General features: G+C 39.0%; 21 protein-coding genes and 1 pseudogene. 15 read left to right on the forward strand and 7 right to left on the reverse strand.

The window, feature by feature from the left end; genetic code table 11:
• Window positions 1-32: 32 nt before the first annotated feature.
• The 7 genes from mnmG to rpmH all read right to left on the reverse strand — a co-directional run bounded on the left by mnmG (window position 33) and on the right by rpmH (window position 6,329).
• The gene (gene mnmG / locus BN6465_RS00170; RefSeq protein ID WP_066730594.1) at window positions 33-1,925 is read right to left on the reverse strand and encodes a tRNA uridine-5-carboxymethylaminomethyl(34) synthesis enzyme MnmG; all 1,893 of its coding nucleotides are present in this window, start codon (window positions 1,923-1,925) and stop codon (window positions 33-35) included.
• Entirely contained in the window at window positions 1,891-3,270 is a 1,380-nt protein-coding gene (gene mnmE / locus BN6465_RS00175) for a tRNA uridine-5-carboxymethylaminomethyl(34) synthesis GTPase MnmE (RefSeq protein ID WP_066730595.1), read from the reverse strand. The genes mnmG and mnmE overlap by 35 nt, the downstream gene beginning before the upstream one ends.
• Window positions 3,271-3,331: 61 nt before the next feature.
• Complete coding sequence (gene jag / locus BN6465_RS00180) at window positions 3,332-4,156, reverse strand: RNA-binding cell elongation regulator Jag/EloR (RefSeq protein ID WP_066730596.1); 825 nt, start codon at window positions 4,154-4,156, stop codon at window positions 3,332-3,334.
• A 34-nt stretch (window positions 4,157-4,190) separates the two neighbouring features.
• Window positions 4,191-5,459, reverse strand: a complete 1,269-nt coding sequence (locus BN6465_RS00185) for a YidC/Oxa1 family membrane protein insertase (protein ID WP_066730597.1) — start codon at window positions 5,457-5,459, stop codon at window positions 4,191-4,193.
• A gap of 62 nt (window positions 5,460-5,521) precedes the next feature.
• The gene (gene yidD, locus BN6465_RS00190) at window positions 5,522-5,734 is read right to left on the reverse strand and encodes a membrane protein insertion efficiency factor YidD (RefSeq protein ID WP_066730598.1); all 213 of its coding nucleotides are present in this window, start codon (window positions 5,732-5,734) and stop codon (window positions 5,522-5,524) included.
• 72 nt (window positions 5,735-5,806) lie between these two features.
• Window positions 5,807-6,145, reverse strand: a complete 339-nt coding sequence (gene rnpA, locus BN6465_RS00195) for a ribonuclease P protein component (protein WP_066730599.1) — start codon at window positions 6,143-6,145, stop codon at window positions 5,807-5,809.
• A gap of 49 nt (window positions 6,146-6,194) precedes the next feature.
• A complete protein-coding gene (gene rpmH / locus BN6465_RS00200) occupies window positions 6,195-6,329 on the reverse strand; it encodes a 50S ribosomal protein L34 (RefSeq protein ID WP_066730600.1) in 135 nt (44 codons plus the stop codon).
• Window positions 6,330-6,661: 332 nt separating this feature from the next.
• Here rpmH and dnaA point away from each other — a divergent pair, with 332 nt between their 5' ends.
• From dnaA to BN6465_RS00270, 15 genes and pseudogenes are all read left to right on the forward strand, one after another.
• A complete protein-coding gene (gene dnaA, locus BN6465_RS00210; protein WP_066730602.1) occupies window positions 6,662-8,071 on the forward strand; it encodes a chromosomal replication initiator protein DnaA in 1,410 nt (469 codons plus the stop codon).
• 183 nt (window positions 8,072-8,254) lie between these two features.
• Complete coding sequence (gene dnaN / locus BN6465_RS00215; RefSeq protein ID WP_066730603.1) at window positions 8,255-9,364, forward strand: DNA polymerase III subunit beta; 1,110 nt, start codon at window positions 8,255-8,257, stop codon at window positions 9,362-9,364.
• A gap of 17 nt (window positions 9,365-9,381) precedes the next feature.
• Window positions 9,382-9,591 carry an RNA-binding S4 domain-containing protein gene (locus tag BN6465_RS00220; protein ID WP_066730604.1) on the forward strand — a complete coding sequence of 70 codons (210 nt, stop codon included), beginning with the start codon at window positions 9,382-9,384 and terminating at the stop codon, window positions 9,589-9,591.
• 12 nt (window positions 9,592-9,603) lie between these two features.
• Entirely contained in the window at window positions 9,604-10,689 is a 1,086-nt protein-coding gene (gene recF / locus BN6465_RS00225; protein WP_066730605.1) for a DNA replication/repair protein RecF, read from the forward strand.
• 10 nt (window positions 10,690-10,699) lie between these two features.
• Window positions 10,700-12,616 (forward strand): DNA topoisomerase (ATP-hydrolyzing) subunit B, encoded by a 1,917-nt coding sequence (gene gyrB / locus BN6465_RS00230; protein WP_154670163.1) that lies wholly within the window; start codon window positions 10,700-10,702, stop codon window positions 12,614-12,616.
• 163 nt (window positions 12,617-12,779) lie between these two features.
• Window positions 12,780-15,278: a DNA gyrase subunit A gene (gene gyrA / locus BN6465_RS00235; protein ID WP_066730607.1), complete on the forward strand. Its 2,499-nt coding sequence runs from the start codon at window positions 12,780-12,782 to the stop codon at window positions 15,276-15,278.
• Between the two features lie 322 nt (window positions 15,279-15,600).
• Window positions 15,601-15,747, forward strand: a complete 147-nt coding sequence (locus tag BN6465_RS20600; RefSeq protein WP_199882772.1) for a hypothetical protein — start codon at window positions 15,601-15,603, stop codon at window positions 15,745-15,747.
• A 141-nt stretch (window positions 15,748-15,888) separates the two neighbouring features.
• A complete protein-coding gene (locus tag BN6465_RS00240) occupies window positions 15,889-16,341 on the forward strand; it encodes a DUF2975 domain-containing protein (RefSeq protein WP_066730608.1) in 453 nt (150 codons plus the stop codon).
• A gap of 13 nt (window positions 16,342-16,354) precedes the next feature.
• Window positions 16,355-16,567 (forward strand): helix-turn-helix domain-containing protein, encoded by a 213-nt coding sequence (locus BN6465_RS00245; RefSeq protein WP_066730609.1) that lies wholly within the window; start codon window positions 16,355-16,357, stop codon window positions 16,565-16,567.
• A gap of 40 nt (window positions 16,568-16,607) precedes the next feature.
• Window positions 16,608-18,143 carry a DUF4153 domain-containing protein gene (locus BN6465_RS00250; RefSeq protein ID WP_066730610.1) on the forward strand — a complete coding sequence of 512 codons (1,536 nt, stop codon included), beginning with the start codon at window positions 16,608-16,610 and terminating at the stop codon, window positions 18,141-18,143.
• A gap of 32 nt (window positions 18,144-18,175) precedes the next feature.
• Window positions 18,176-19,018 (forward strand): fumarate hydratase, encoded by an 843-nt coding sequence (locus tag BN6465_RS00255; RefSeq protein WP_066730611.1) that lies wholly within the window; start codon window positions 18,176-18,178, stop codon window positions 19,016-19,018.
• 13 nt (window positions 19,019-19,031) lie between these two features.
• Window positions 19,032-19,445: pseudogene (locus BN6465_RS21530) on the forward strand (C-GCAxxG-C-C family (seleno)protein); the annotation flags it as partial.
• Window positions 19,446-19,457: 12 nt separating this feature from the next.
• Window positions 19,458-20,030, forward strand: coding sequence for a Fe-S-containing hydro-lyase (locus BN6465_RS21535; protein WP_066730627.1), 573 nt, complete (start codon window positions 19,458-19,460; stop codon window positions 20,028-20,030).
• A 30-nt stretch (window positions 20,031-20,060) separates the two neighbouring features.
• On the forward strand, window positions 20,061-20,774 hold the full coding sequence (locus tag BN6465_RS00265; protein WP_066730612.1) for a lysophospholipid acyltransferase family protein: 714 nt from the start codon (window positions 20,061-20,063) through the stop codon (window positions 20,772-20,774).
• On the forward strand, window positions 20,764-23,082 hold the full coding sequence (locus tag BN6465_RS00270) for a helix-turn-helix domain-containing protein (protein ID WP_066730613.1): 2,319 nt from the start codon (window positions 20,764-20,766) through the stop codon (window positions 23,080-23,082). The genes BN6465_RS00265 and BN6465_RS00270 overlap by 11 nt, the downstream gene beginning before the upstream one ends.
• Window positions 23,083-23,207: the final 125 nt, after the last annotated feature.

The raw sequence follows: 23,207 nt of genomic DNA on the forward strand, positions 1-23,207 counted from the left end.
CAATTAGTATTTTGTATACAATGTACTTATATTTATTTTTGTCCCATATACACTAGCAGCACGGAGATATCTGCAGGGGAAACTCCTGATATTCTGGATGCCTGGCCTATAGAAACGGGACGGTACTGCTTGAGTTTTTGGACAGCTTCTATACGAAGACTGGGTACTTTATCGTAATCCATATTTTCCGGTATTCTGCGGGTCTCCAATTTTTTAAACTGCTCTACCTGTTTTAATTGGCGCTTGATATAACCTTCATACTTAATGTTGATATTGATCTGTTCTTTGATTTCATCACTCAGCGGCCTTCTCTGATAGTCAACTGATTCGAGCAGCTCGTAACTTAATTCAGGGCGGCGTATTAACTCTGCCAAGGTAGTTCCCGATGTAAGCGGCGTGCTTCCCGCACGCTCCAGAATATTCTGCACTTCCTCGCCTGTTCCCATATTCGTATGTTCCAGACGTTCTATTTCTTCTTGAATTATTTGTTCTTTTTCTAATAAGGCATGATAACGTTCTTCAGATATAAGGCCAATCTCATATCCGATTTTGGTCAATCGCTGGTCAGCGTTATCTTGTCTGAGCAGAAGACGGTATTCCGCGCGTGATGTCATCATCCTATAGGGCTCATGACTCTCTTTTGTCACAAGGTCGTCGATCAACACCCCGATATAAGCCTGTGAGCGGTCCAAAATTATCTGCTCTTTTCCCATAATCTCCATGGCCGCATTGATTCCGGCTATCAGACCTTGTGCGGCCGCTTCTTCATAACCAGAACTTCCATTAAACTGCCCGCCGCTGAACAACCCTTTTATATTCTTGAATTCTAGAGTGGGATGCAATTGTCTCGCGTCGATACAATCGTATTCAATGGCATAGGCATTGCGCACGATTTTCACATGCTCGAGACCCGGCACAGTGCGGTACATTGCATATTGTACATCTTCGGGAAGGGAACTGGACATTCCTCCGATATACATTTCATTAGTTTCCAATCCCTCCGGCTCAATAAACACTTGATGCCGGTTTTTGTCCGCGAATTTCACAACTTTGTCTTCGATGGACGGACAATACCGAGGGCCGGTCCCTTCTATCATACCGGAAAATAAGGGAGACCTATCCAGATTATTCTTAATGATTTCATGCGTATGCTCATTCGTATAGGTGAGCCAGCAGGAGACTTGGTCTATCTGCACGTCTTCCGGATTTGTGCTAAAGGAGAAGGGGACAACCCGCTCATCGCCGAATTGTTCCTCCATTTTGCTGAAATCCACACTTCTTCTATCGATTCTGGCCGGTGTTCCTGTCTTGAACCGATACATAGAAATTCCCAATTCCTTCAAACAGTCGGTCAGATAATTGGCAGCCTGAAGACCGTTTGGGCCGGTATTCATACTCACATCTCCATAGATGCATCGCGCCTTCAAATAAGTCCCTGTACACAGTACTACAGCCTTACAATGATAGACTGCTCCGGAATAAGTCTGGACACCGGTTACTTTATTTTCTTCCGTCAAGATATTTACGATTTCACCCTGACGTATCTCCAGATTGTCCTGCTTTTCTAAAGTACGCCGCATCTGCCGGCTATAATTTTCTTTATCTGCCTGAGCACGGAGAGAATGTACCGCAGGGCCTTTTGATTTATTGAGCATTTTTGACTGAATAAAAGTCTTATCTATATTTTTGCCCATCTCACCGCCCAAGGCGTCGATTTCCCGTACAAGATGGCCTTTGGAACTGCCTCCTATATTCGGATTGCACGGCATCATGGCAATACTTTCTATACTGACAGTAAATATGATTGTACTCAGGCCAAGCCTTGCGCACGCAAGGGCGGCCTCACAGCCGGCGTGGCCGGCCCCCACAATCACTACATCATATTTATCATTATTTACCCATGCAGAATTTGCTGAATATTTCATTGACCAAATCTTCTCCTATCGTTTCACCTGTTATACTGCCGAGAGCCTCATACGCATCCATTAGATCGATGGTAAAAAAGTCCTCCGGCATTTGGTTTTCTATACTGTCGTTAACTTTCATAAGGCTTTCATAAGCCGCCTTAAGTGCTGTCTTATGTCTGATATTGGTTATATATACTTGATCGTTAAAAGAGACATTGCCGTGATAGAACATATCTTTTAACGTGTTCTCAAGTTCATGAATGCCCGTTTCCTCTTTTGCTGATATTTCTATCATAGGCTTTTCTATTTTTGTTTTCAACATTTGTTTCGTAATCACTGTGGATAAATCTGTTTTATTGAGGAGGATAATCGCGTTTTTATCTTTAATCATTTCAATTATCTCATAATCATTTTCGTCTAATGGAAGAGAAGCGTCCACTACATAAATAATTAAATCTGCCTGCCCTGCATTTAGTTTCGCCTTATCTACCCCTATTTTTTCCACCAAGTCCTCTGCCTGACGTATTCCTGCGGTATCCATAATATTAAGGGAGATTCCTTGTAACTGGATATTTTCCTCCAGTACATCTCTGGTAGTCCCGGCTATATCGGTCACGATTGCCCTTTCTTCCCCTACAAGTACATTCATAAGTGACGATTTACCGGCATTCGGTTTTCCTACGATAACTGTCTTGATTCCTTCTCTCATGACCCGGCCGTCATCTGCCGTATCTAAGAGCTGTTTGATTCTGAGCAGGTTTTCATCTACCACTACTTTAAGCTTTTTCCCGTATCCGTCAATTTCTATGTGCTCTGGATCGTCGAGTGCTGTTTCGATAAAAGCAGTGTGGTAAATGATATCATTTCTTATAACATCAATTTTTTTCTTAACTGCGCCTTTTAGCTGTTCAACAGAACTTTTCAGAGCATATTCATTTTTAGAATTAATGACATCAATTACTGCTTCGGCCTGCGATAGATCCATTCTTCCATTGAGAAATGCCCTCTTAGAAAATTCTCCGGGTTCTGCCGGGCGGGCGCCATATTTTATAACGGTTTCTAATATCTTTTTTGTCACGTAGACGCCCCCATGACAATCAATCTCCACCGTATCTTCCCCTGTGTAACTGTGAGGCCCCCTCATTAAAAGCACAAGCACCTCATCGATTTCCGCCTCTTCATCCACTATATATCCATAATGTATCGTATGGCTTTTTTCACTTGAAAGCTTTTTTTCCTTCTTTCCCCTATAGATTCGATCGATAATAGAAAATGCTTCTTCGCCGCTCATACGTACAATTCCAATTCCGGATGTAGTCATCGCCGTAGAAATTGCCGCTATTGTATCTGATTTATATCCCATAAATATCTCCTTATTTATAAGGAATGGGAAGTAATTTTTCAATTACTCCCCAATCTTAATTCTATCGTCTGTTCGGAGTTACCACTACGCGTCTGTATGGTTCTTCTCCTTCACTATGTGTGGATACTCTGTCATCTCCTTGAAGAGCAGAGTGAATGATTCTTCTTTCATATGGATTCATAGGCTCTAAAGAAACAGGTCTTCTTGTCCTCTTTACCTTGTAAGCAATTCTTGATGCCAGATTCTCTAAGGTCTCTTTTCTTCTTCTTCTATAGTCCTCTGTATCAAGCTTTACTCTTACATAGCCTTCCTGTGACTTGTTGGCCACACGGTTAGTTAAATATTGGAGAGAATCCAGAGTCTGGCCTCTCTTGCCGATAAGGATACCCATATTAGCACCCTTCATCTCGATACTCAAAGCTCCGTCTTCATCCACTTCAGAAGTAATCTCTACCTCTTCCATACCCATAGCTTTTAAAACATCCATTAAAAAAGCTTCGCAGATTTTCTTTGTTTCTTCTGTTACGGTAGCAACTTCAAGAGATTTTTTTTCTTCATGTACTTCTTCATGTATTTCTTTCTTTACCTCTTGCTTTACTTCCTTTTTAACCTCTTTTTTAACTTCTTTTTTATATTCTTTCTTTTCTTTCTTTGGCTCTTCTTTTATCGTATGATGGAAGACTTCCTTTACCTCGGGCTTTGGCTCTTCTTTTACAACTTTAATGCGTGCCTTGATAACTGCCTGTCTGCTTCCGATGCCCAGAAATCCTGCACTTCCTTTTTCAATAACATCATATTCCATCTGGTCACTTGCAACTCCCAATTGTATGGAAGCTTCTGTAATCGCATCATCTAATGTTTTTGCTGATACTGTAATTTCATTCATAATAAAATGACCTCCTCGCATATTTTGAAAACATTTACTTTTTGCTGTCTTCGTTAAACTGCTTCACCATATTAGCCTTGGATGCTAAACTTCCTGCTTTGGCGTTGGCGTTTGCCCTCTTGGCAGCCGCTATTTTTTCCTCTTTTGCCTTATCAGATTCAATGTTCTTTGCCGGCTCTTTAATATTTCTTACATTCTTCTGAGCCATCTCATTGATATTCTTAGCGTTAACGCCCTTCTTTTCCCTCTTCTTTGCAGCTTTTTCCATGTTCTGCTCAATCAGCTTTTCCATAGGCACTTTAGCAAGATGTCTGTTGATGACAATCTGCTGTATTGTCCTTACGACCGCACTGACAATCCAGTATAATCCGAGACCTGTCGGCAATGTGAAGCACATAAATACTGAGAACAAAGGCATTGTGAGGTTCATTGTCTTCATTGTAGAAGCCATCTGGTTATTTTGATCGTTTCCAGTAGATGCAGCCGGCATCAACTTAATACTAAGATACTGAGTCAAACCTGATAAAATCGGCACAAGAAGAGCCAAGATTCCGATAATAATTGCCCCCGACGCAAAGGAAGTTTTCATTAAATTCCACGGTGATTCAGCGATATTCAGCCCGAGGAAATTATTCATATGCTCAAGCTGTTTCATAGTGCTTTCAATCGTTGTTTCCAATGAAGGGAATTTATCGATCAAAGTATCCCATGTAGTAGTCTGGAATTTGTACAATACGTCAATCAACGTATTTGTCTTTGTATAATCATATCTGGAAGGATCCATAAGGATTGGCTTTGCTTTACCGATACCTTCCATAATTTTCTGCCATCCGTCAGAAGCCATGATTCCACTGATAAGAGGTGCATAAACATCCTTTACCTGACTTACATAGGCCGGTACTCCACGGATAACATACCACATCGCCCAAAGGAACGGAAATTGAATAAACATACTCAAGCATCCGCCGGTAGGAGATACTCCATATTTCTGATAGATCAGCTGTGTCTCTTCCTGCATTTTCTGCATAGAAGCTTGATCTTTTTTGCCTTTATATTTCTGAGAAACTTTTTGAATCTCCGGATTCATCGCAGCGGACATTTTTGAGAATTTCTGCTGTCTGATAGTAAGCGGAATCATCAAAGTATAAATGATGATAGTAAGCAGGATGATACAAACACCTAGATTCTGGACTCCGAAAACTCCGTCCATCACCCGGTAAATGCCGTCCATGATCTTACCGAGAAGCCAGGCAGCCTGTCCGATAATCGGTGTACTCACCTGTGTCAATAAAATACCTTCCATAATTTTTCCTCCATAATGTGATTTACATCTTACGATGTTCGCCCCGAAGTTTGGGCTTGTCTCTAAGGTACCGGATCATACCCTCCTTTAGAAAAAGGATTACAGCGCAATATCCTCCATGCGGACATGAGTCCGCCCTTTAGTGCACCGTATTTATCGATCGCCTCCAAAGCATATTCTGAACACGTTGGAATATAGATACAGTGTGTCCTCGTTTTCAATGGAGACAGATACTTTCTGTAAAACCGAATCAAATATAACAATACATTTTTCATATTTTCCGGACCTCATACATGCATATCCATCTTTTTGACATGCTAGGCCGGCCTCTCTGCCGGTCTGAAAACTTATACCTTATATATATTATGAAGTTTTCCCAAGTGGATGAGCGCGCTCTCAATCTCTCTGTAAGTCTTTTCTTTTGCGTTCGCTCTGGCTATAATGACAATATCAATTCCACATTGGAAGTGTTCTTCTTGTAGTCTGTAGCTCTCTCGGATCAATCTTGTCAGACGATGCCTCACAATGCTGTTTCCTACTTTTTTACTTACCGAAATTCCAACCCGGTTCCGCTGAAAATCATTCTCTAATACATACATGACCAGATATTTATTCCCGTAAGACTTTCCTTTTCTGTAAACAACTTGAAAATCTTTATTTTTTTTTAGCGATTCAGAAAATTTCATTATGGTTTTCCTTATTTTTTTATAGAAGAAAAGGCCACATATATGCGGCCTACGCTGATAATACTTTTCTTCCTTTTGCTCTTCTTGCTGCAAGAACTTTTCTTCCACCTGCTGTGCTCATTCTTGCTCTAAATCCATGAACCTTAGCTCTGGAACGTTTTTTTGGCTGGAATGTCATTTTCATTGATATCCACCTCCTATCCAATTACTTCTTATATTAAATAAGCATGTTTATTTTTTTAAGACATCGCCTTAAATTATAGTAAATAAATGTCCGTAAGTCAAGCAAAACTGCACTTTTTTCCATTTTATTTATCCCCATTTTGTGGATAACTATGTTGAAATTGGTTGAAAACATGTTAATTTTACTTTTTTTAACTCCCATTTTACCTTTAACACGCTCTTTTTTCATGTTGAAAAGTTATCCCAAAGTAATTTCCATTGATTATGCTGCGATTTTAATGTAGAATATAAGTGTATGATTATGCGCACTTGAAGAAAGAATGGAGCCTAGAGATGATTACAATAAAAGAAAAATGGGAAGAAATTATTCAAAAACTAAAAGTGGAGTATTTTTTATCTAACATATCTTTCGAAACCTGGATCCGCCCACTTGAAGTTTATGATATTGTCGATGATACCTTATATCTTTCCATTAATTTCAAAGCAAGTATCGAACATATCCAAAATAAATATCTTCTTCCTTTGAAGGTCTGTATCGCGGAAGTGACAGGAGTGGAATATGATATTAAGTTTATTCCCAAAGATGTTTCCCAATCTGAAATGGAAACTTACCGTCCCAGCGGTGAGACAGAATATAAGGAAGAGATAAAACAAAAACATAAAAAAGTAAATCATATAGCAGAGCAGGCCAATCTGAATTCTAAATATACATTCGATACCTTTGTTGTTGGGGGCAACAATAATTTTGCCCATGCTGCTTCTCTTGCTGTAGCTGAATCTCCGGGCGAAGTATATAATCCGTTATTTTTATACGGAGGTGTAGGACTTGGAAAAACTCATCTTATGCATTCCGTTGCACATTATATTTTGGACAAGGATCCTTCAAAAAAAGTTCTCTACGTTACCAGTGAGACATTTACGAATGAGTTGATTGACGCTATCCGTATTGGTAAGACCGGCAATGAACTTGCTATGACTTCGTTTAGGGACAAGTACCGGAATAATGATGTCCTTCTCATCGACGATGTGCAGTTTATTATCGGTAAAGAAAGTACACAGGAAGAATTTTTCCATACCTTCAACCATCTACATAACGCAGGAAAACAGATTATTATCTCAAGCGATAAGCCGCCAAAGGATATGGAGACTTTAGAAGCACGTCTTCGTACCCGTTTCGAATGGGGGCTGATTGCTGATATTTCTGCGCCTGACTATGAGACAAGGATGGCAATTCTTTATAAAAAAATAGAGATTGACCAGCTGGAGCGTTATAACATTCCAAATGACGTTATCCAATATATTGCCACCAACATTAAATCTAACATCAGGGAGCTGGAAGGTTCTCTCAATAAATTAATCGCTTTATACCGTATTAATAATAATCAGAAGGAAATCGACATTACGCTGGCTTCAGAGGCCTTAAAAGACTTGATATCTCCAGACGAGAACCGCAAGGTTACACCGGAGCTTATTATTGATGTAGTTTCTGAGCATTTTAATATTCCTATAAGCGACTTAAAAAGCAGTAAAAGGAATGCTGAGATTGCAAATGCAAGACAAATTGCCATGTATCTCTGCAGAAAGATGACCGACACACCTCTTAAGACAATCGGGCTTCTACTTGGAGGAAGAGACCACTCTACTGTGAATCACGGTGTGGATAAAGTTTCAAACGATGTGGAAAACAATGAAACATTGAGTAATACTATCAGTATCATTAAGAAAAAGATAAATCCTGTATAAAAGTTATACCAACCTCTTACACATTGGTCTGGAAGAATATCAACAGGCTTATCCCATTCTGAAGTACTTGATTCTTAAGGGGTTAAAGTACTTACCCACATATCCACAGCCCCTATTAAGGATAAGGCGGATTTGTTTTATATATTTTATTTATTTTGCTCGTCGAAAGGAGTTATACACATTATGAAAATCAGATGTAAAAAATCAGACCTTGCCAAAGGAGTTAGCATTGTATCCAAAGCAGTTCCTACTAAGACTACAATGCCTATACTTGAATGTATTTTAATTGACGCTACAACAAATATTATTAAACTTACAGCAAATGATATGGAGCTTGGCATAGAGACAGTTATCGAAGGTGCGATTGAACAAAAAGGTATGATTGCTCTTGATGCCCGTATTTTCTCTGATATCGTGAGAAAGCTTCCCGATAATGATATTATGATTGAGTGTGATGACAATCAGCAGACATTGATTACTTGCGAAAAAGCAAAATTCAATATTTCAGGCAAATCTGGTGAGGATTTTTCTTATCTGCCATATATAGAGCGTGAAGAGCCGATTATCGTTTCTCAGTTCACACTGAAGGAAGTCATAAGACAGACTATATTCTCGATTGCCGATAATGACAGTAATAAATTAATGACTGGTGAGTTATTTGAAATCAATGGGGATGTGATGAAGGTAGTATCTCTCGACGGACATCGTATTTCCATCCGTAATATCGAATTGAAAAGTTCTTACGACCCCAGAAAGGTAGTTGTTCCGGGGAAGACTTTGATAGAGGTCAGCAAGATTTTGTCTGGTGAGGCAGACAGTGAGGTGAGCCTGTATTTTACCAACAATCATATTGTATTTGAGTTCGACAGTACGGTTGTAGTATCCAGACTAATTGAAGGAGAATATTTCCGCATCGACCAGATGCTCTCAAACGATTATGAGACAAAGGTAAGAATTAATAAAAAGGAATTGCTCAACTGTATAGACAGGGCCACTCTTTTAGTGAAGGAGGGCGATAAAAAGCCTATCATCATCAATATTCTTGATGAGGTAATGGAGCTTAAGATTAAATCACAGCTTGGAACTATGGATGAAGAGATTATGATCAGCAAGGAAGGAAAAGATTTGTTGATTGGCTTCAATCCAAAGTTCTTGATTGACGCGCTTCGTGTCATCGAGGATGAAGAGGTCGATTTATATTTCATGAACGCAAAAGCGCCTTGCTTTATCAAGGACGAGAAAGAAAGTTATATTTACTTGATTCTGCCTGTGAACTTCAGCGGTGCAGTATAGAATGTGAAAGGAATATTATGAATACGATTAAGTTAAGAGATGAGTATATCAAGCTTGGCCAGGCTTTAAAGGCGGCCGGACTTGTTTCTTCTGGTATCGAGGCGAAAGAAGTTATTATGAATGGTCTTGTAAAGGTCAATGGAGAAATCGATATGAGAAGAGGAAAGAAACTTTATGATGGGGATATTGTTTCTTTTGACGGAGAAGAGATTAAAATTGAAAAATAAGCTGGTGGGTTTATGATTATCAAATCGTTGAAATTAAAAGATTACCGGAATTATGACTTACTCAATATAGAATTTGATAAATCCACCAATATATTTTACGGTGATAATGCACAGGGAAAGACGAATATTTTAGAGGCGGCTTACCTGTCAGGAACTACAAAGTCCCACCGGGGGACGAAGGATAGGGATTTGATTAGGTTTGGGTGTGAAGAATCTCATATTGAGACTGTGATTGAAAGAAGCGGGGTCCCGTTTCAAATCGATATGCATTTGAAAAAGAGCAGCCCGAAAGGAATAGCAATCAATAAAGTGCCTATAAGAAGAGCAAGTGAATTATTCGGGCTGATGAATTTTGTGTTTTTTTCGCCGGAGGATTTGAATATTATAAAAAACGGCCCTTCGGAGAGAAGAAGATTTATGGATTTGGAGCTATCGCAGTTAGATAAAATTTATCTAAAAGATCTGGCCAATTATAATCGAATAATTAATCAGAGAAACAAGCTGCTGAAGGACGCATGGCAGAGCAATAATCTTTTGGATACGCTGGAAGTGTGGGATATGCAGCTTGTTATTTATGGTAATAAAATAATCGAGAGAAGAAAAAAATTTATAGCTCAAGTAAACGAAATTATTTCTGGAATACATTATAAGCTCACCGGTGGAAAGGAGAGAATTTCTCTTTACTATGAGCCGGGGACGGGAACCCTGCCACTTGAGCAGGCGCTGAAAAAAAACAGGGACAGAGATATTAGGATGAAAAGCACTTCTTCCGGCCCCCACAGAGATGATATTTGTTTTTTGGCTGATAATATTGATATCAGAAAATTCGGTTCTCAGGGACAACAGCGCACGGCAGCACTTTCTTTGAAGCTATCGGAAATTGAGCTTGTGAAACTGCTGATCAAGGATACTCCGGTACTATTACTTGATGATGTATTGTCTGAGTTGGATAAAAATAGGCAAAACTATTTATTGGACAGTATCCATAATATTCAAACGTTGATTACTTGTACGGGATTGGATGAGTTTGTTAATCATCGTTTTTCTATAAACAAAGTCTTTCATGTCCAGAATGGACATGCAGCAAAAGAGAATTAGGAGGATATATATGAGTGCAGAATATGGTGCAGATCAAATCCAAATCTTAGAGGGATTGGAAGCAGTAAGAAAAAGGCCCGGTATGTATATCGGCAGTACATCGGCAAGAGGTCTCCATCATCTTGTTTATGAGATTGTGGATAATGCTGTGGATGAAGCTCTGGCTGGATATTGCGATAATATTCAAGTTTTCATCAATCCGGATAATTCTATTACCGTCATTGACAACGGCCGTGGTATTCCGGTAGGTATTAATCATAAGGCAGGGCTTCCGGCCGTGGAAGTCGTATTCACCGTTCTTCATGCCGGCGGAAAGTTCGGCGGCGGGGGATATAAGGTATCAGGAGGGCTTCACGGTGTAGGCGCTTCTGTTGTCAACGCGCTTTCTAACTGGCTGGAAGTAGAAATATACAGCGATGGAAAAGTATATAAACAACGATACGAGCGGGGACATGTAGTACAAAAGTTAAATATAATCGGGGAATGTGAGCCGGATAAGACCGGAACAAAAGTATCTTTTTTGCCGGACGATACCATATTTGAGGAAACTGTTTTTGACTATGATACGCTAAAACAAAGATTCCGTGAAATGGCTTTTCTTACAAAAGGTCTTCGTATATGTTTTACAGACCTTCGAGAGGAAGAACCAAAGGAGAAGGTATTTCATTATGAGGGTGGAATCAAAGAGTTCGTACAATATCTCAACAGGAGCCGTACTGCATTATATGAGCAGATTATCTATTGCGAAGGTAACAAAGACAATGTAGAAGTAGAAGTCGCGATGCAGCATAATGATTCCTATACAGACAATACTTATGGGTTTGTAAATAATATTACAACTCCTGAAGGTGGAACACATATTGTAGGTTTCCGAAATGCACTGACCAAAACTTTTAATGATTACGCTAGAAAAAATAAACTGCTGAAAGACAGTGAGCCAAATCTTTCCGGAGAAGATATCCGTGAAGGACTCACTGCAATTATCAGTGTAAAGATCGAAGATCCACAGTTTGAGGGACAGACTAAGCAAAAGCTGGGCAACAGTGAGGCACGTGGAGCTGTTGACAGTATTGTAAGCACACAGCTTGAAATCTTTTTGGAGCAGAATCCGGCGGTGGCGAAGGCCACGGTAGAAAAGTCTGTCATGGCGCAGAGAGCCAGAGAGGCGGCAAGAAAGGCCAGAGATTTGACAAGGAGAAAGTCAGCCTTGGAAGGAATGTCACTTCCCGGAAAGCTGGCAGACTGTTCTGACAAAGACCCGGCAAAATGCGAAATCTATATCGTTGAGGGTGATTCAGCGGGTGGTTCTGCCAAGACGGCCCGTGACAGAGCGACACAGGCCATTCTGCCCCTGCGTGGTAAGATTCTTAACGTAGAGAAGGCAAGACTTGATAAAATATATGCAAATGCTGAAATTAAGGCTATGATTACCGCGTTCGGCACCGGAATTCATGATGACTTTGATATTTCAAAGCTTCGTTATCACAAGATTATCATCATGACAGATGCGGATGTGGACGGCGCTCATATCAGTACTTTATTATTGACGTTCCTTTATCGTTTTATGCCCGATTTGATAAAAGAGGGATATGTATATTTGGCACAGCCACCACTTTATAAACTGGAGAAGAATAAAAAGGTATGGTATGCCTACAGTGACGAAGAACTTGACAATATTTTAAAAGAAGTAGGACGTGATACCAACAATAAGATCCAGAGATATAAAGGTCTCGGTGAAATGGACGCAGAGCAGCTGTGGGATACGACAATGGATCCGGAACATAGAATTCTTCTACGTGTTACAATGGACGAGGAAGCCGCGTCCGAATTGGATGTTACATTTACTACTCTGATGGGTGATAAGGTGGAGCCACGACGCGAGTTTATTGAAGAAAATGCAAAATATGTTAATAACTTGGATATCTAGCATAGACAGCGACAAAGCAAATGTGATGAATATAAAATTTTAAGTTTACTTAAAAATTTTATATTCGGCACATTTAGGTTGGCATTAGAAATGCCAACCCATCGAGAAAATCAAAGATTTTCGAGATGGCTTTTCGCGTAAAAACAAATAAAAGGAGATAAAGATGGAAGACAATATTTTTGATAAAGTCCATGAGGTTGATTTGCAGAAGACCATGGAAGATTCTTATATCGACTATGCCATGAGCGTTATTGCTGCACGTGCACTTCCTGATGTAAGGGACGGTCTAAAACCGGTTCAGAGAAGAATCCTCTATTCCATGATCGAGTTGAATAATGGCCCTGACAAGCCGCATCGTAAGTGTGCGCGTATTGTCGGTGATACAATGGGTAAATATCATCCTCACGGTGACAGCTCTATCTATGGAGCATTGGTAAATATGGCTCAGGAGTGGTCCACAAGATATATTTTAGTAGACGGACACGGTAACTTTGGCTCTGTGGACGGTGACGGCGCAGCCGCCATGCGTTATACGGAAGCGAGACTGAGCAAGATTTCTATGGAGATGACTGCGGATATCAATAAGGATACCGTTGATTTTGCGCCGAACTTTGACGAGACTGAGAAAGAGCCGGTTGTACTTCCATCCAGATTTCCTAATCTGCTGGTGAACGGAACTTCTGGTATAGCGGTCGGTATGGCTACGAACATCCCGCCTCATAATCTCCGTGAAATTATCGGAGCGGTCGTCAAAATTATTGACAATGAGCTGGAGGATGTGGAAGAGACTACCATCGAAGAGATAATGGAAGTTGTGAAGGGTCCTGATTTTCCAACGGGAGCTACGATTCTCGGGACAAGAGGAATTGAAGAGGCATACAGAACCGGACGTGGCAAGATTCGTGTCCGCGCGGTGACGAATATTGAGCCTATGGCGAACGGTAAGAATCGAATTGTCGTCACAGAGCTTCCATACATGGTCAATAAGGCAAGATTGATAGAAAAGATTGCTGAGATGGTCAAAGATAAGAGGATAGACGGAATTACAGATTTAAGTGACCAGTCAAACAGGGAAGGCATGCGAATCTGTATCGAGTTGAGACGTGATGTAAATCCAAATGTTATTTTAAATCAATTGTATAAACATACACAGCTTCAGGATACATTTGGCGTTATAATGCTTGCATTGGTCAATAATGAGCCAAAAGTCATGAACATTCTTGAAATGTTGAATCATTACTTAAAGCATCAAGAAGAAGTCGTTACAAGAAGAACAAAATATGAGTTAAATAAAGCAGAAGAACGCGCACATATTTTGGAAGGTTTATTGATTGCGCTGGATCATATTGACGAGGTCATACGGATTATCCGGGCGTCTAAAAATGTCCAGATTGCAAAAGAAGAGTTGACGAAACGTTTTGGATTGAGCGATGCTCAGGCACAGGCTATTGTAGATATGCGTCTGCGTGCATTGACAGGTCTAGAGCGGGAGAGGCTGGAAGCGGAATATGCGGAGCTTCAGAAGAGAATTTCTGAATTGAAGGCGATTCTTGCTGACAGAAAGCTGTTGTTAGGCGTCATCAAAGAAGAGATACTCGTGATTGCCCAGAAGTACGGTGATGATAGAAGAACATCGATTGGTTATGATGAATTTGATATCTCTATGGAAGATTTGATACCGAAGCAAGAAGTGGTAATCGCTATGACAAAGCTCGGATATATTAAGAGAATGACTAATGATACTTTTAAGAGCCAGAATAGGGGCGGCAAAGGTATCAAAGGCATGCAGACTTTGGAAGAAGATTATGTGGAAGAATTGTTTATGACAAATACACATCAGTATATCATGTTCTTTACAAGTACAGGGCGCTGCTATCGTATGAAGGGCTATGAGATACCAGAGTCAGGAAGAACGTCGAGAGGAACTGCGATTATCAATCTTCTGCAGCTGCAGCCGGACGAGAAGATTACTGCCATGATTCCAATCAAAGATTATACTGACGGCCAGTATTTGTTTATGGCGACGAAGAAAGGCTTAGTAAAAAAGACACCTCTTCAGGAATATGCGAATGTAAGGAAAACAGGCCTTGCCGCAATTACCCTTCGTGAAGATGATGAATTGATCGAAGTAAAAGTTACCGATAATACAAAAGACATTATCATGGTCACAAAATACGGTCAGTGTATCCGTTTCCATGAAACCGATGTCCGTTCTACCGGTAGAACGTCAATGGGTGTACGAGGAATGAATCTGAGTGACCGCGATGAAATCGTGGGCATGCAGCTTGATATTCAGGGCGAATACCTGCTTATTGTATCCCAAAAGGGTATGGGCAAGTTAACTGCGATGGAAGAATTCACCGCGCAAAACCGAGGCGGTAAAGGCGTAAAATGTTACAAGATTACCGAGAAGACTGGCAATGTGGTCGGCGTGAAGGCTGTGGACAGAGATAATGAAATTATGATTATTAATACAGATGGCATCATTATTCGTATGGAATGCGAAGGAATCTCTGTTCTAGGGCGGGTGACCTCCGGTGTCAAGTTGATTAATCTGAAAGATAACGGTGAAGTTGCAAGTATCGCTAAAGTGAGAAAAGTAGATAACGTTATGGACGAAGAAGAGTCCGAAGAAATAGAAGATGAAATTACAGAAGAATAAGTAACTGGTGGGAGGATGTCATAAACAATAAAATTGTTTTTAGTGGCATCCTCTTTTTCTTCACTTAGAGAATAAGCATAGAAGGAGAATTGGTTGGAGCTATATCCGAGACTGAAGGAATGACATCAAATCCAAAACTGCGCAGGATAAACAGAATTAAAACAATTTGTTCGTCTCTTGCTATAGAGCAAAATACATTTGAAATATATGAAAAAAATGGAGCTGTTAAACCCATATTCGTTGGAAGACTTATTAAAAGCACATAAATTTATCAAACAATAAGGGTGAATCAACAGATTTTATATGTTTTATGTTGAAGCTGGTGAAAGAAGCCCTGAAAGAAATAAAGCAGGCAAAAAAAGTGGCCGGTAAAGTGACCGATAAAATGACCGATAAAGAATACCAAAGATGGAAATTAGTTAAGGCCTATATAGAAGAAAATAAAGAGAGAAAGTATGATTTAAAATAAGTAAGAAAACTGAGTGCCATACGGTGCTCAGTTTTTTTACTATATCAATATATATTTATTGAAAAACGATAAAAATATATTGCAATACAGGAAATACTGTTATATAATAAATTTCAAGTAAAACGATGGAGGTTATGATTTATGGAATATGAAAAAATTAAAAAGTTTACAAAAGTTTTTCTGGATATCATGTTTTATTCTGGAATTGTAGTTTTGATTACAGTTCCAATCTGGCTTAAATGGGCGGGGAATCATTATTCGAAAGCAATCGGGGAGTATTATATATCCATGTTGCTTATATTTGCTGCATCAGGGATATGCGGTATTTTGATTATCAATGAATTGAGAAAAATGATGCGCACTGTGGTACAAAAGAATTGTTTTGTGAGGGAGAATATTAGAAGCCTGCGGCGGATGGGGAAGGAAAGCCTTTGTATTTCTGCATTTTTTATTATAAAGGTTTTCTTTATACCGACGCCTGCGACCATGATTATTGTATTAGTATTTTTTATAGCAGCTCTTTTCAGCGTTGTGCTTTCTTGTGTTTTTCAAGAAGCAGTAAATTATAAGGAAGAGAATGAATTGACAATTTAAGGAGGCGGGTCTTATGGGAATTGTAATTAATCTGGATGTTATGATGGCAAAACGTAAAATGGGACTTACCGAATTGTCAAAGGAAGTGGATATCACTATGGCTAATTTATCTATCCTAAAAAATAATAAAGCAAAGGCGATACGTTTTACGACTCTGGATGCGGTATGTAAGGCACTGAATTGCCAGCCGGGAGATATCTTGGAGTATGTACCTGATTGTGATTAAGTAGGAACGGCAGTTTTAAGATTGATAGGAGGTTTGTGATATGAATTATAAGGAACAGACAATAAGATCGAATTTTAAATTTTTTGGAGGAATCAGTATTCTATATGGATTGTTATTTGCGTTTTGTATGTATAGGAATTTGTTTGGAGCTACATTTTTAGTTTACGCTATAGCTACAGTCTATGTACTTGATTTGTTCATAAGAAAAGTAGATTTAAAAATAAAAAAAGAAACAAAAATGTATTATATGCTTATAATTGTTTGTGGAATCTCCACCTGTATTACTAGCAATAAACCACTTCAATTTTTAAATTGGTGCTGTGTGATAGGGCTGCTCATCGTAAGTATGTTAGGACAGTTTTTCGATAAATCTAATTGGGATATACCATCATATGTTGTTAATTCGGTTATTTTATTTATTACAACGATAGGATATAGTTTCTTATCTATAAAAGAAACTGAAAACTTCATAAAAAGGGAAGAACGTAGAGAAAATAAAAAAGTTTCTTTTGTCATCATTGGGGTATTGGTTGCTTTAGGAAGTTTACTGATTATACTACCGTTATTGATTAGTTCTGATATGATTTTCCGGAAGGTATTTGAAAGTCTTACCGGCTGGCTGAGTTTTGAAAAAATGGTACCAAACATACAGACAGTATTAGGAATTCTTATAACTGCCTTGCTTGGATTTGTATTGATCTATGGATTTTTTTATGCGTGCTGCCGTGTTGATTTTTCAGGCGAAAGACAAAGAATTGTTGAGCGGTGCCATCCGATAATCGGTATTTCTTTTTCAGCGGTTATTGGAGTTATTTATCTTTTATATTCGGCTATTCAAATTGTATATCTGTTTTTCGGAAATGCGGGAAGCCTGCCGGAAGGAATTACTTACTCACAATATGCGAGAGAAGGATTTTGGCAGTTGGTGGCGGTAGCTGCCTTGAATATAATAATCGTTATGCTGTGTATGTATTTGTTTGAAGAAAATAAGTATCTGAAAATTTTACTTACTATTATTTGCGGATGTACTTTTGTCATGATGGCTTCAGCGGCGTACAGAATGTATTTGTATGTCAGCATATACCATTTGACTATTTTAAGGCTGCTTGTATTTTGGTTTTTGCTCATTCTAGCATTGATTATGGGCGGAGTTATTGTTAGTATATATAAGAAAGGATTTCAGTTAGTACGTTATATTATCTTAACTTCGGTATGTGGCTACTTAATTTTTACCATGGCCCGCCCCGACTATCAGATAGCGAAGTATAATATGGAGCATATACAAGATATGAGAGCGGAAGACTTAAGTTATATGATATACGGATTATCATTGGATGCCGCTCCTGTTATAGCAGAGAAGGCTTATGACTATCTGTCCGGTGATGATAATTATAATATGAAAGGTCAATTATATGACTATTTTCGTACAATCGCGGATAATAATGAAGAAATTTATTTTAGAAAAGCTAATTATTCCAGAATAAAGGCAAAAACGGCTGCTGACGTATATATCAAGGAACATGCCGAAGACAGTATTTATTCTGCCTATTATTATGGAGATTATGAATACCAATAAAATTTATACTTTCAGATGGAAGGAGTACATTTATGCGCACAGTAAATGTCAGTGAGATTACAGAAAATATTAAAGAGATGTGCATTGAAGCGAACCATTTTCTTTCCAGGGATATGGATTGTGCATTAAAAAATGCAATTGAAACGGAAAAATCACCCTTAGGTAAACAAATATTAAATCAATTGCAGGAAAACTTGCAGATTGCTGCTGACGACATGATACCAATATGTCAAGACACAGGAATGGCAGTTGTTTTTCTGGAAATTGGCCAGGATGTACACTTTGAGGGTGGTCTTTTGGAAGATGCTGTAAATGAAGGGGTCAGAAGGGGTTATACAGAAGGATTTTTAAGAAAATCAGTGGTGGGGGACCCTATCATAAGAGAGAATACAAAAGATAACACACCTGCAGTGATACATTATAAAATGACATCAGGTGATAAAATCAAAATAAAAGTTGCACCAAAAGGTTTTGGAAGTGAAAATATGAGCCGGGTATTTATGTTGAAGCCGGCGGATGGTATAGAAGGTGTAAAGGATGCGGTTTTGTCTGCCGTCAGAGATGCGGGGCCTAATGCCTGTCCTCCTATGGTAATAGGCGTGGGAATCGGAGGAACGTTTGAAAAATGCGCGCTCATGGCAAAAGAAGCTTTAACTAGAGAGGTAGGCAGTCATTCCGAGATTCCCTATATAAAGGAACTAGAAGTAGAACTTTTAGAGAAAATTAACTGCTCAGGTATTGGGCCGGGAGGTCTGGGAGGCACTACGACTGCCTTGGCGGTCAACATCAATACTTATGCGACACATATCGCTGGGCTGCCCGTGGGAGTCAATATTTGCTGCCATGTGAACCGTCATGTAGTTAGAACTTTGTAGATGGAGGTGTTGTATGAAAAGAGAAGTTGATATAGAGCTACTGAAAAAAGATGCGTTGGATATATTTTATAAAGGATATGCCTGCTCTGAGTCTGTAATATATGCCATTGACCGGGCTTTTGATGCTGGGATGCCGCAGAGTGCAATCGCCATGTCTTCTGGTTTTCCATGGGGATTTGGCGGCGGCGGATGTCTGTGCGGGGCTATGGCGGGCGGCAGCATGTGCTTGGGATATTTTTTTGGCAAACAGTTTCCGGGAGATGAAAGCGGTGCAAAATGTCAGGCGCTTTCAAAGGAATTATATGACCATTTTAAAGAAAACTTTGGAGCTGCATGCTGCAGGGCTTTAATAAAAGGGAAAGAAAGAAATTCTCCGGAGCGTAAAAAGCAGTGTGAGTCATATGTGGCTGTTGCTGTTGCGAAGACTGCGGAAATTATCATGCGCGAATTAAAAAATATAGAGGATAATCATATATCGGTACCGATTTCAAAAGAAACAGCAAAAAAATTAAAAGCTGGAGACTATGTTTATTTAACAGGTACAATTTATACTGCCCGGGATGCGGCTCATAAACGGATGGATGATGCACTTAAGGGCGGCGAGGCGCTTCCGGTGGACTTAGAAGGCCAATTAATATATTATATGGGCCCATCACCGGCCAGAGAAGGACGGCCAATCGGTTCTGCGGGACCGACGACTGCGAGCCGTATGGATAAATATGCGCCGAAACTTCTGGATCTAGGACTTGGAGGAATGATTGGAAAGGGAAAAAGAAGTCAGGCAGTAATCGATGGTATTGTACGAAATGGCTGTGTCTATTTTGCGGCGGTAGGCGGTGCGGGGGCATTGCTCTCAAAATGTATTAAAAAATCAGAAGTGGTAGCTTATGAGGATTTGGGGACTGAGGCAATCAGAAAACTGGAAATCGAGGACTTTCCAGTCATCGTAGTTATTGACAGTGAAGGAAATAATCTATACGAGACGGCAATTACAAAATACAGCCGCGGATAAAGGTAAGAAGAGGAAAGAGAAGGGGATAAAATGAAACGAATTATATTTATGGTAATCCGTAATATTTTGCTGGTTCCATATATGTGGATAAAGTTATGCTATTACGCTTCACATGTTGACAACTATCCGGAAATCACTCGTTTTAAATTATTGAAGTATATTGTAAAAAGAGCCAATAAGGGCGGAAACGTGACAATAGAGACATATGGTAAAGAGAATATTCCGGAAAAAAGTGGTTTCATGTTTTTTCCGAATCATCAAGGATTATATGATGTTTTGGCAATCGTCGACGCCTGTCCACGTCCATTTTCGGTGGTGGCTAAAAAAGAAGTTGCCAATGTGCCCCTCTTAAAACAGACATTTGCCTGTATGAAGGCATATATGATAGACCGGGACGATGTAAGGCAGTCTATGCAGGTGATTCTTGATGTGACAGAGCAGGTGAAAAAAGGGAGAAATTATTTGATATTTGCTGAGGGAACTCGGTCAAGAGAGGGGAACAAGCTTTTAGAATTTAAAGGAGGCAGCTTTAAAGCGGCCACAAAGGCGAGATGTCCAATCGTCCCAATCGCTCTCATCGATTCGTTTAAGCCATTTGATACAAGCAGCATAGCGCCGGTGACTGTTCAGGTTCATTTCTTGAAACCACTGTATTATGATGAGTACAAAGATATGAAGACGACAGAGATAGCGAAAGAAGTAAAACTGCGAATCGAAACAGAGATTGAAAAGTATGGAAAATAAGGATTTTACTCTAAAATTAAAAGCCTCAGTCAGCGGTAGTTTTCATATTCATGGCGGCATTGAATGTATTTTGGTTATTCGGGGGCAGGTAAAAGTAGTGACAGATATGTGTTCACGTTGTCTGAAGGAAGATGATTTTGTCGTCATTAATATAAATCAAGTACATTCTGTTAGCAGCCAAGAAAATAGTATCGTATTGATTCTAAAAATAGAGCAAAGCAAATTAAGGCAGGAATGTGGTAGTCTTTTTGAAAATAAAATTTTTATAGAAGAGCGTTTAGAAAATGATTCCGGACTTGATAAAAGTTACTTTGAATTAAAACGGATTATGCTGCAGATGTTTGCTGTCAAAATAGAAAAGTCATATGGGTATGAACTTGCAATGAATATGTATTTAGTGACTTTTCTTCATCTTTTATATACTACTTTTTCTGAACATAAATATAGTGAAGAAACAATAGCAGGGCCACATAAAGGACAAATCGGAGAAATATTATCATATATTGATGAACATTACAAAGATACACTTACTTTGGATGAGATTGCGGCACGGTTCTATATGTCTCCCGCGTATTTTTCCCGTTATTTTAAAAAAGCTACCGGAACTGGATATCTTAATTTTTTACAAAATATACGGGTAGAAAAGTCAGTGGTCCAGCTTTTATACAGTAATTCGTCTATTTTAGAGGTGGCATTGGACAATGGATTTAAAAATGCCAGAGCATATTCCAATTGTTTTATTAAACGGTATAATTTAATACCCAGTGTATACCGTAAAAAACATCAGGAAATGTTAGAAGGAAAAATAACGGAAGATTCGGATATTATGCTGTCTGACAGTAGTGGTGAAGATTTGCGGATTGAATTTCTTCGATATATTAAAAGATACGATATAGAATCTGTCATGAAAACAGAACCGGAAGTAAATGTAGAAATATCATTGGATCATCATGGAGAAGAGCAGATACGGCAGAAGGATGTTATATTGCTTATCGACACCCCAGATACTGCTATGAGAATCAATTTTTCACAAGTACCGGAAATAAAAAAGAAACTCAATGCCAAATATGCTTATTTTCAAATTTTGAATTATGAAATCGCGAAAGAGGGCATTACTTATATTGTATCAGAAAATTTGATGATGGCAGTGGAAAGAATTCGGGAAGTTGGACTATTTCCGTTTGTGCGGATAGATTTTGCTGAAAGCAGATTCCATGGGAATAATGGTGAAATTACCAATTACATACATTCGTGTTTGGGAAAAGCATTGGAAGCATTGGCAATACGGTTTACCAGTGATTACAGAAAACATTGGAAGTTTGAAATCGTATGTAGTTTTTTGACTCATGAGCAAAGTGAATTGTTTTATCGTGAAGTGTATCAAACAATCCGCAAATATTATCCGTATTCAGATATTGGCCTATTTGCGGAGACAGACGAGGATAAAAAGGTTCTTGATTCCTTTGAACAATTACTAGAATACTGTATAAGATTGAGTTTTCCACCACAATTTGTTACTTGCCATAGTATTCAAAACCGTATAAAAAGCCGCTATCCAAAAGATACAAGATTTTTTGATAGATCTGCCGATTATCATACAAATACCGTGCAAAATGTATTATTGAGCTGTAAAAAATACGGAATAGAGCCGCCTATCTATTTGACTGTCTGGAATACTTTATCAGGTAAAAATGACGGGGAAATAAGCATGTATGTGCGTACAGCATTGATTTGGGATTCTTTGCTGCGTCTCTGTGATAAGGTGGAAGGAATCGGTTACCGCTTTGCGACCGGTGAAACGTGTCCTTATTCTGGAGAGTATTATGGTTCACTGTTAAACCTTTTTATTTTATATGACGCTAAGATGCCTGTATATTTTGCAGCTGAATTTTTAAAAAGAATGGCAGGAGAAGTGCTGTATCATTCCGATAACGTAGTGGCTACATTCAATAGTAATAGGGAATTGATTGTAGCATTGTGGAATCCCCAATTATTGAATCCTGTACATGCCATCGACAGTAATCTGACAGAAAGTCTTTCTAAAAAGATGAAAATCAGCATTTATGGGTTGAAAAAAAGCGAGTATATGATCAAACGTTTTACGGTAGATACCGATAGTAATGGCGCTTTCTCAAGAATGGCAAGTTCCGGTTATCCTGATTGGCGGGATGAAGATGTACTAAGTTATATGAGAAATATTTCTGTCGGTGATTTAATCGTGTTGAAAAAAAGAGTAATTGACGGTAAACTGGTTTTAGAAAGTTTGGTTCGATATAACGGTATTGTTTTATATGTCATTAAATTATAATTTCTTAAAATAGTGTCTCCACAGATAAAAATATCTGTGGAGATTTTTTAATGTAAAAAAAAAGATGCATCTTTTTAACTGTGTACTCAATTAAATAAAATTAAGTAAAAAATTCGACATAAAAG

The organism is Bariatricus massiliensis (genome assembly GCF_900086725.1).
Taxonomy (GTDB): Bacteria; Bacillota; Clostridia; order Lachnospirales; family Lachnospiraceae; genus Allocoprococcus; species Allocoprococcus massiliensis.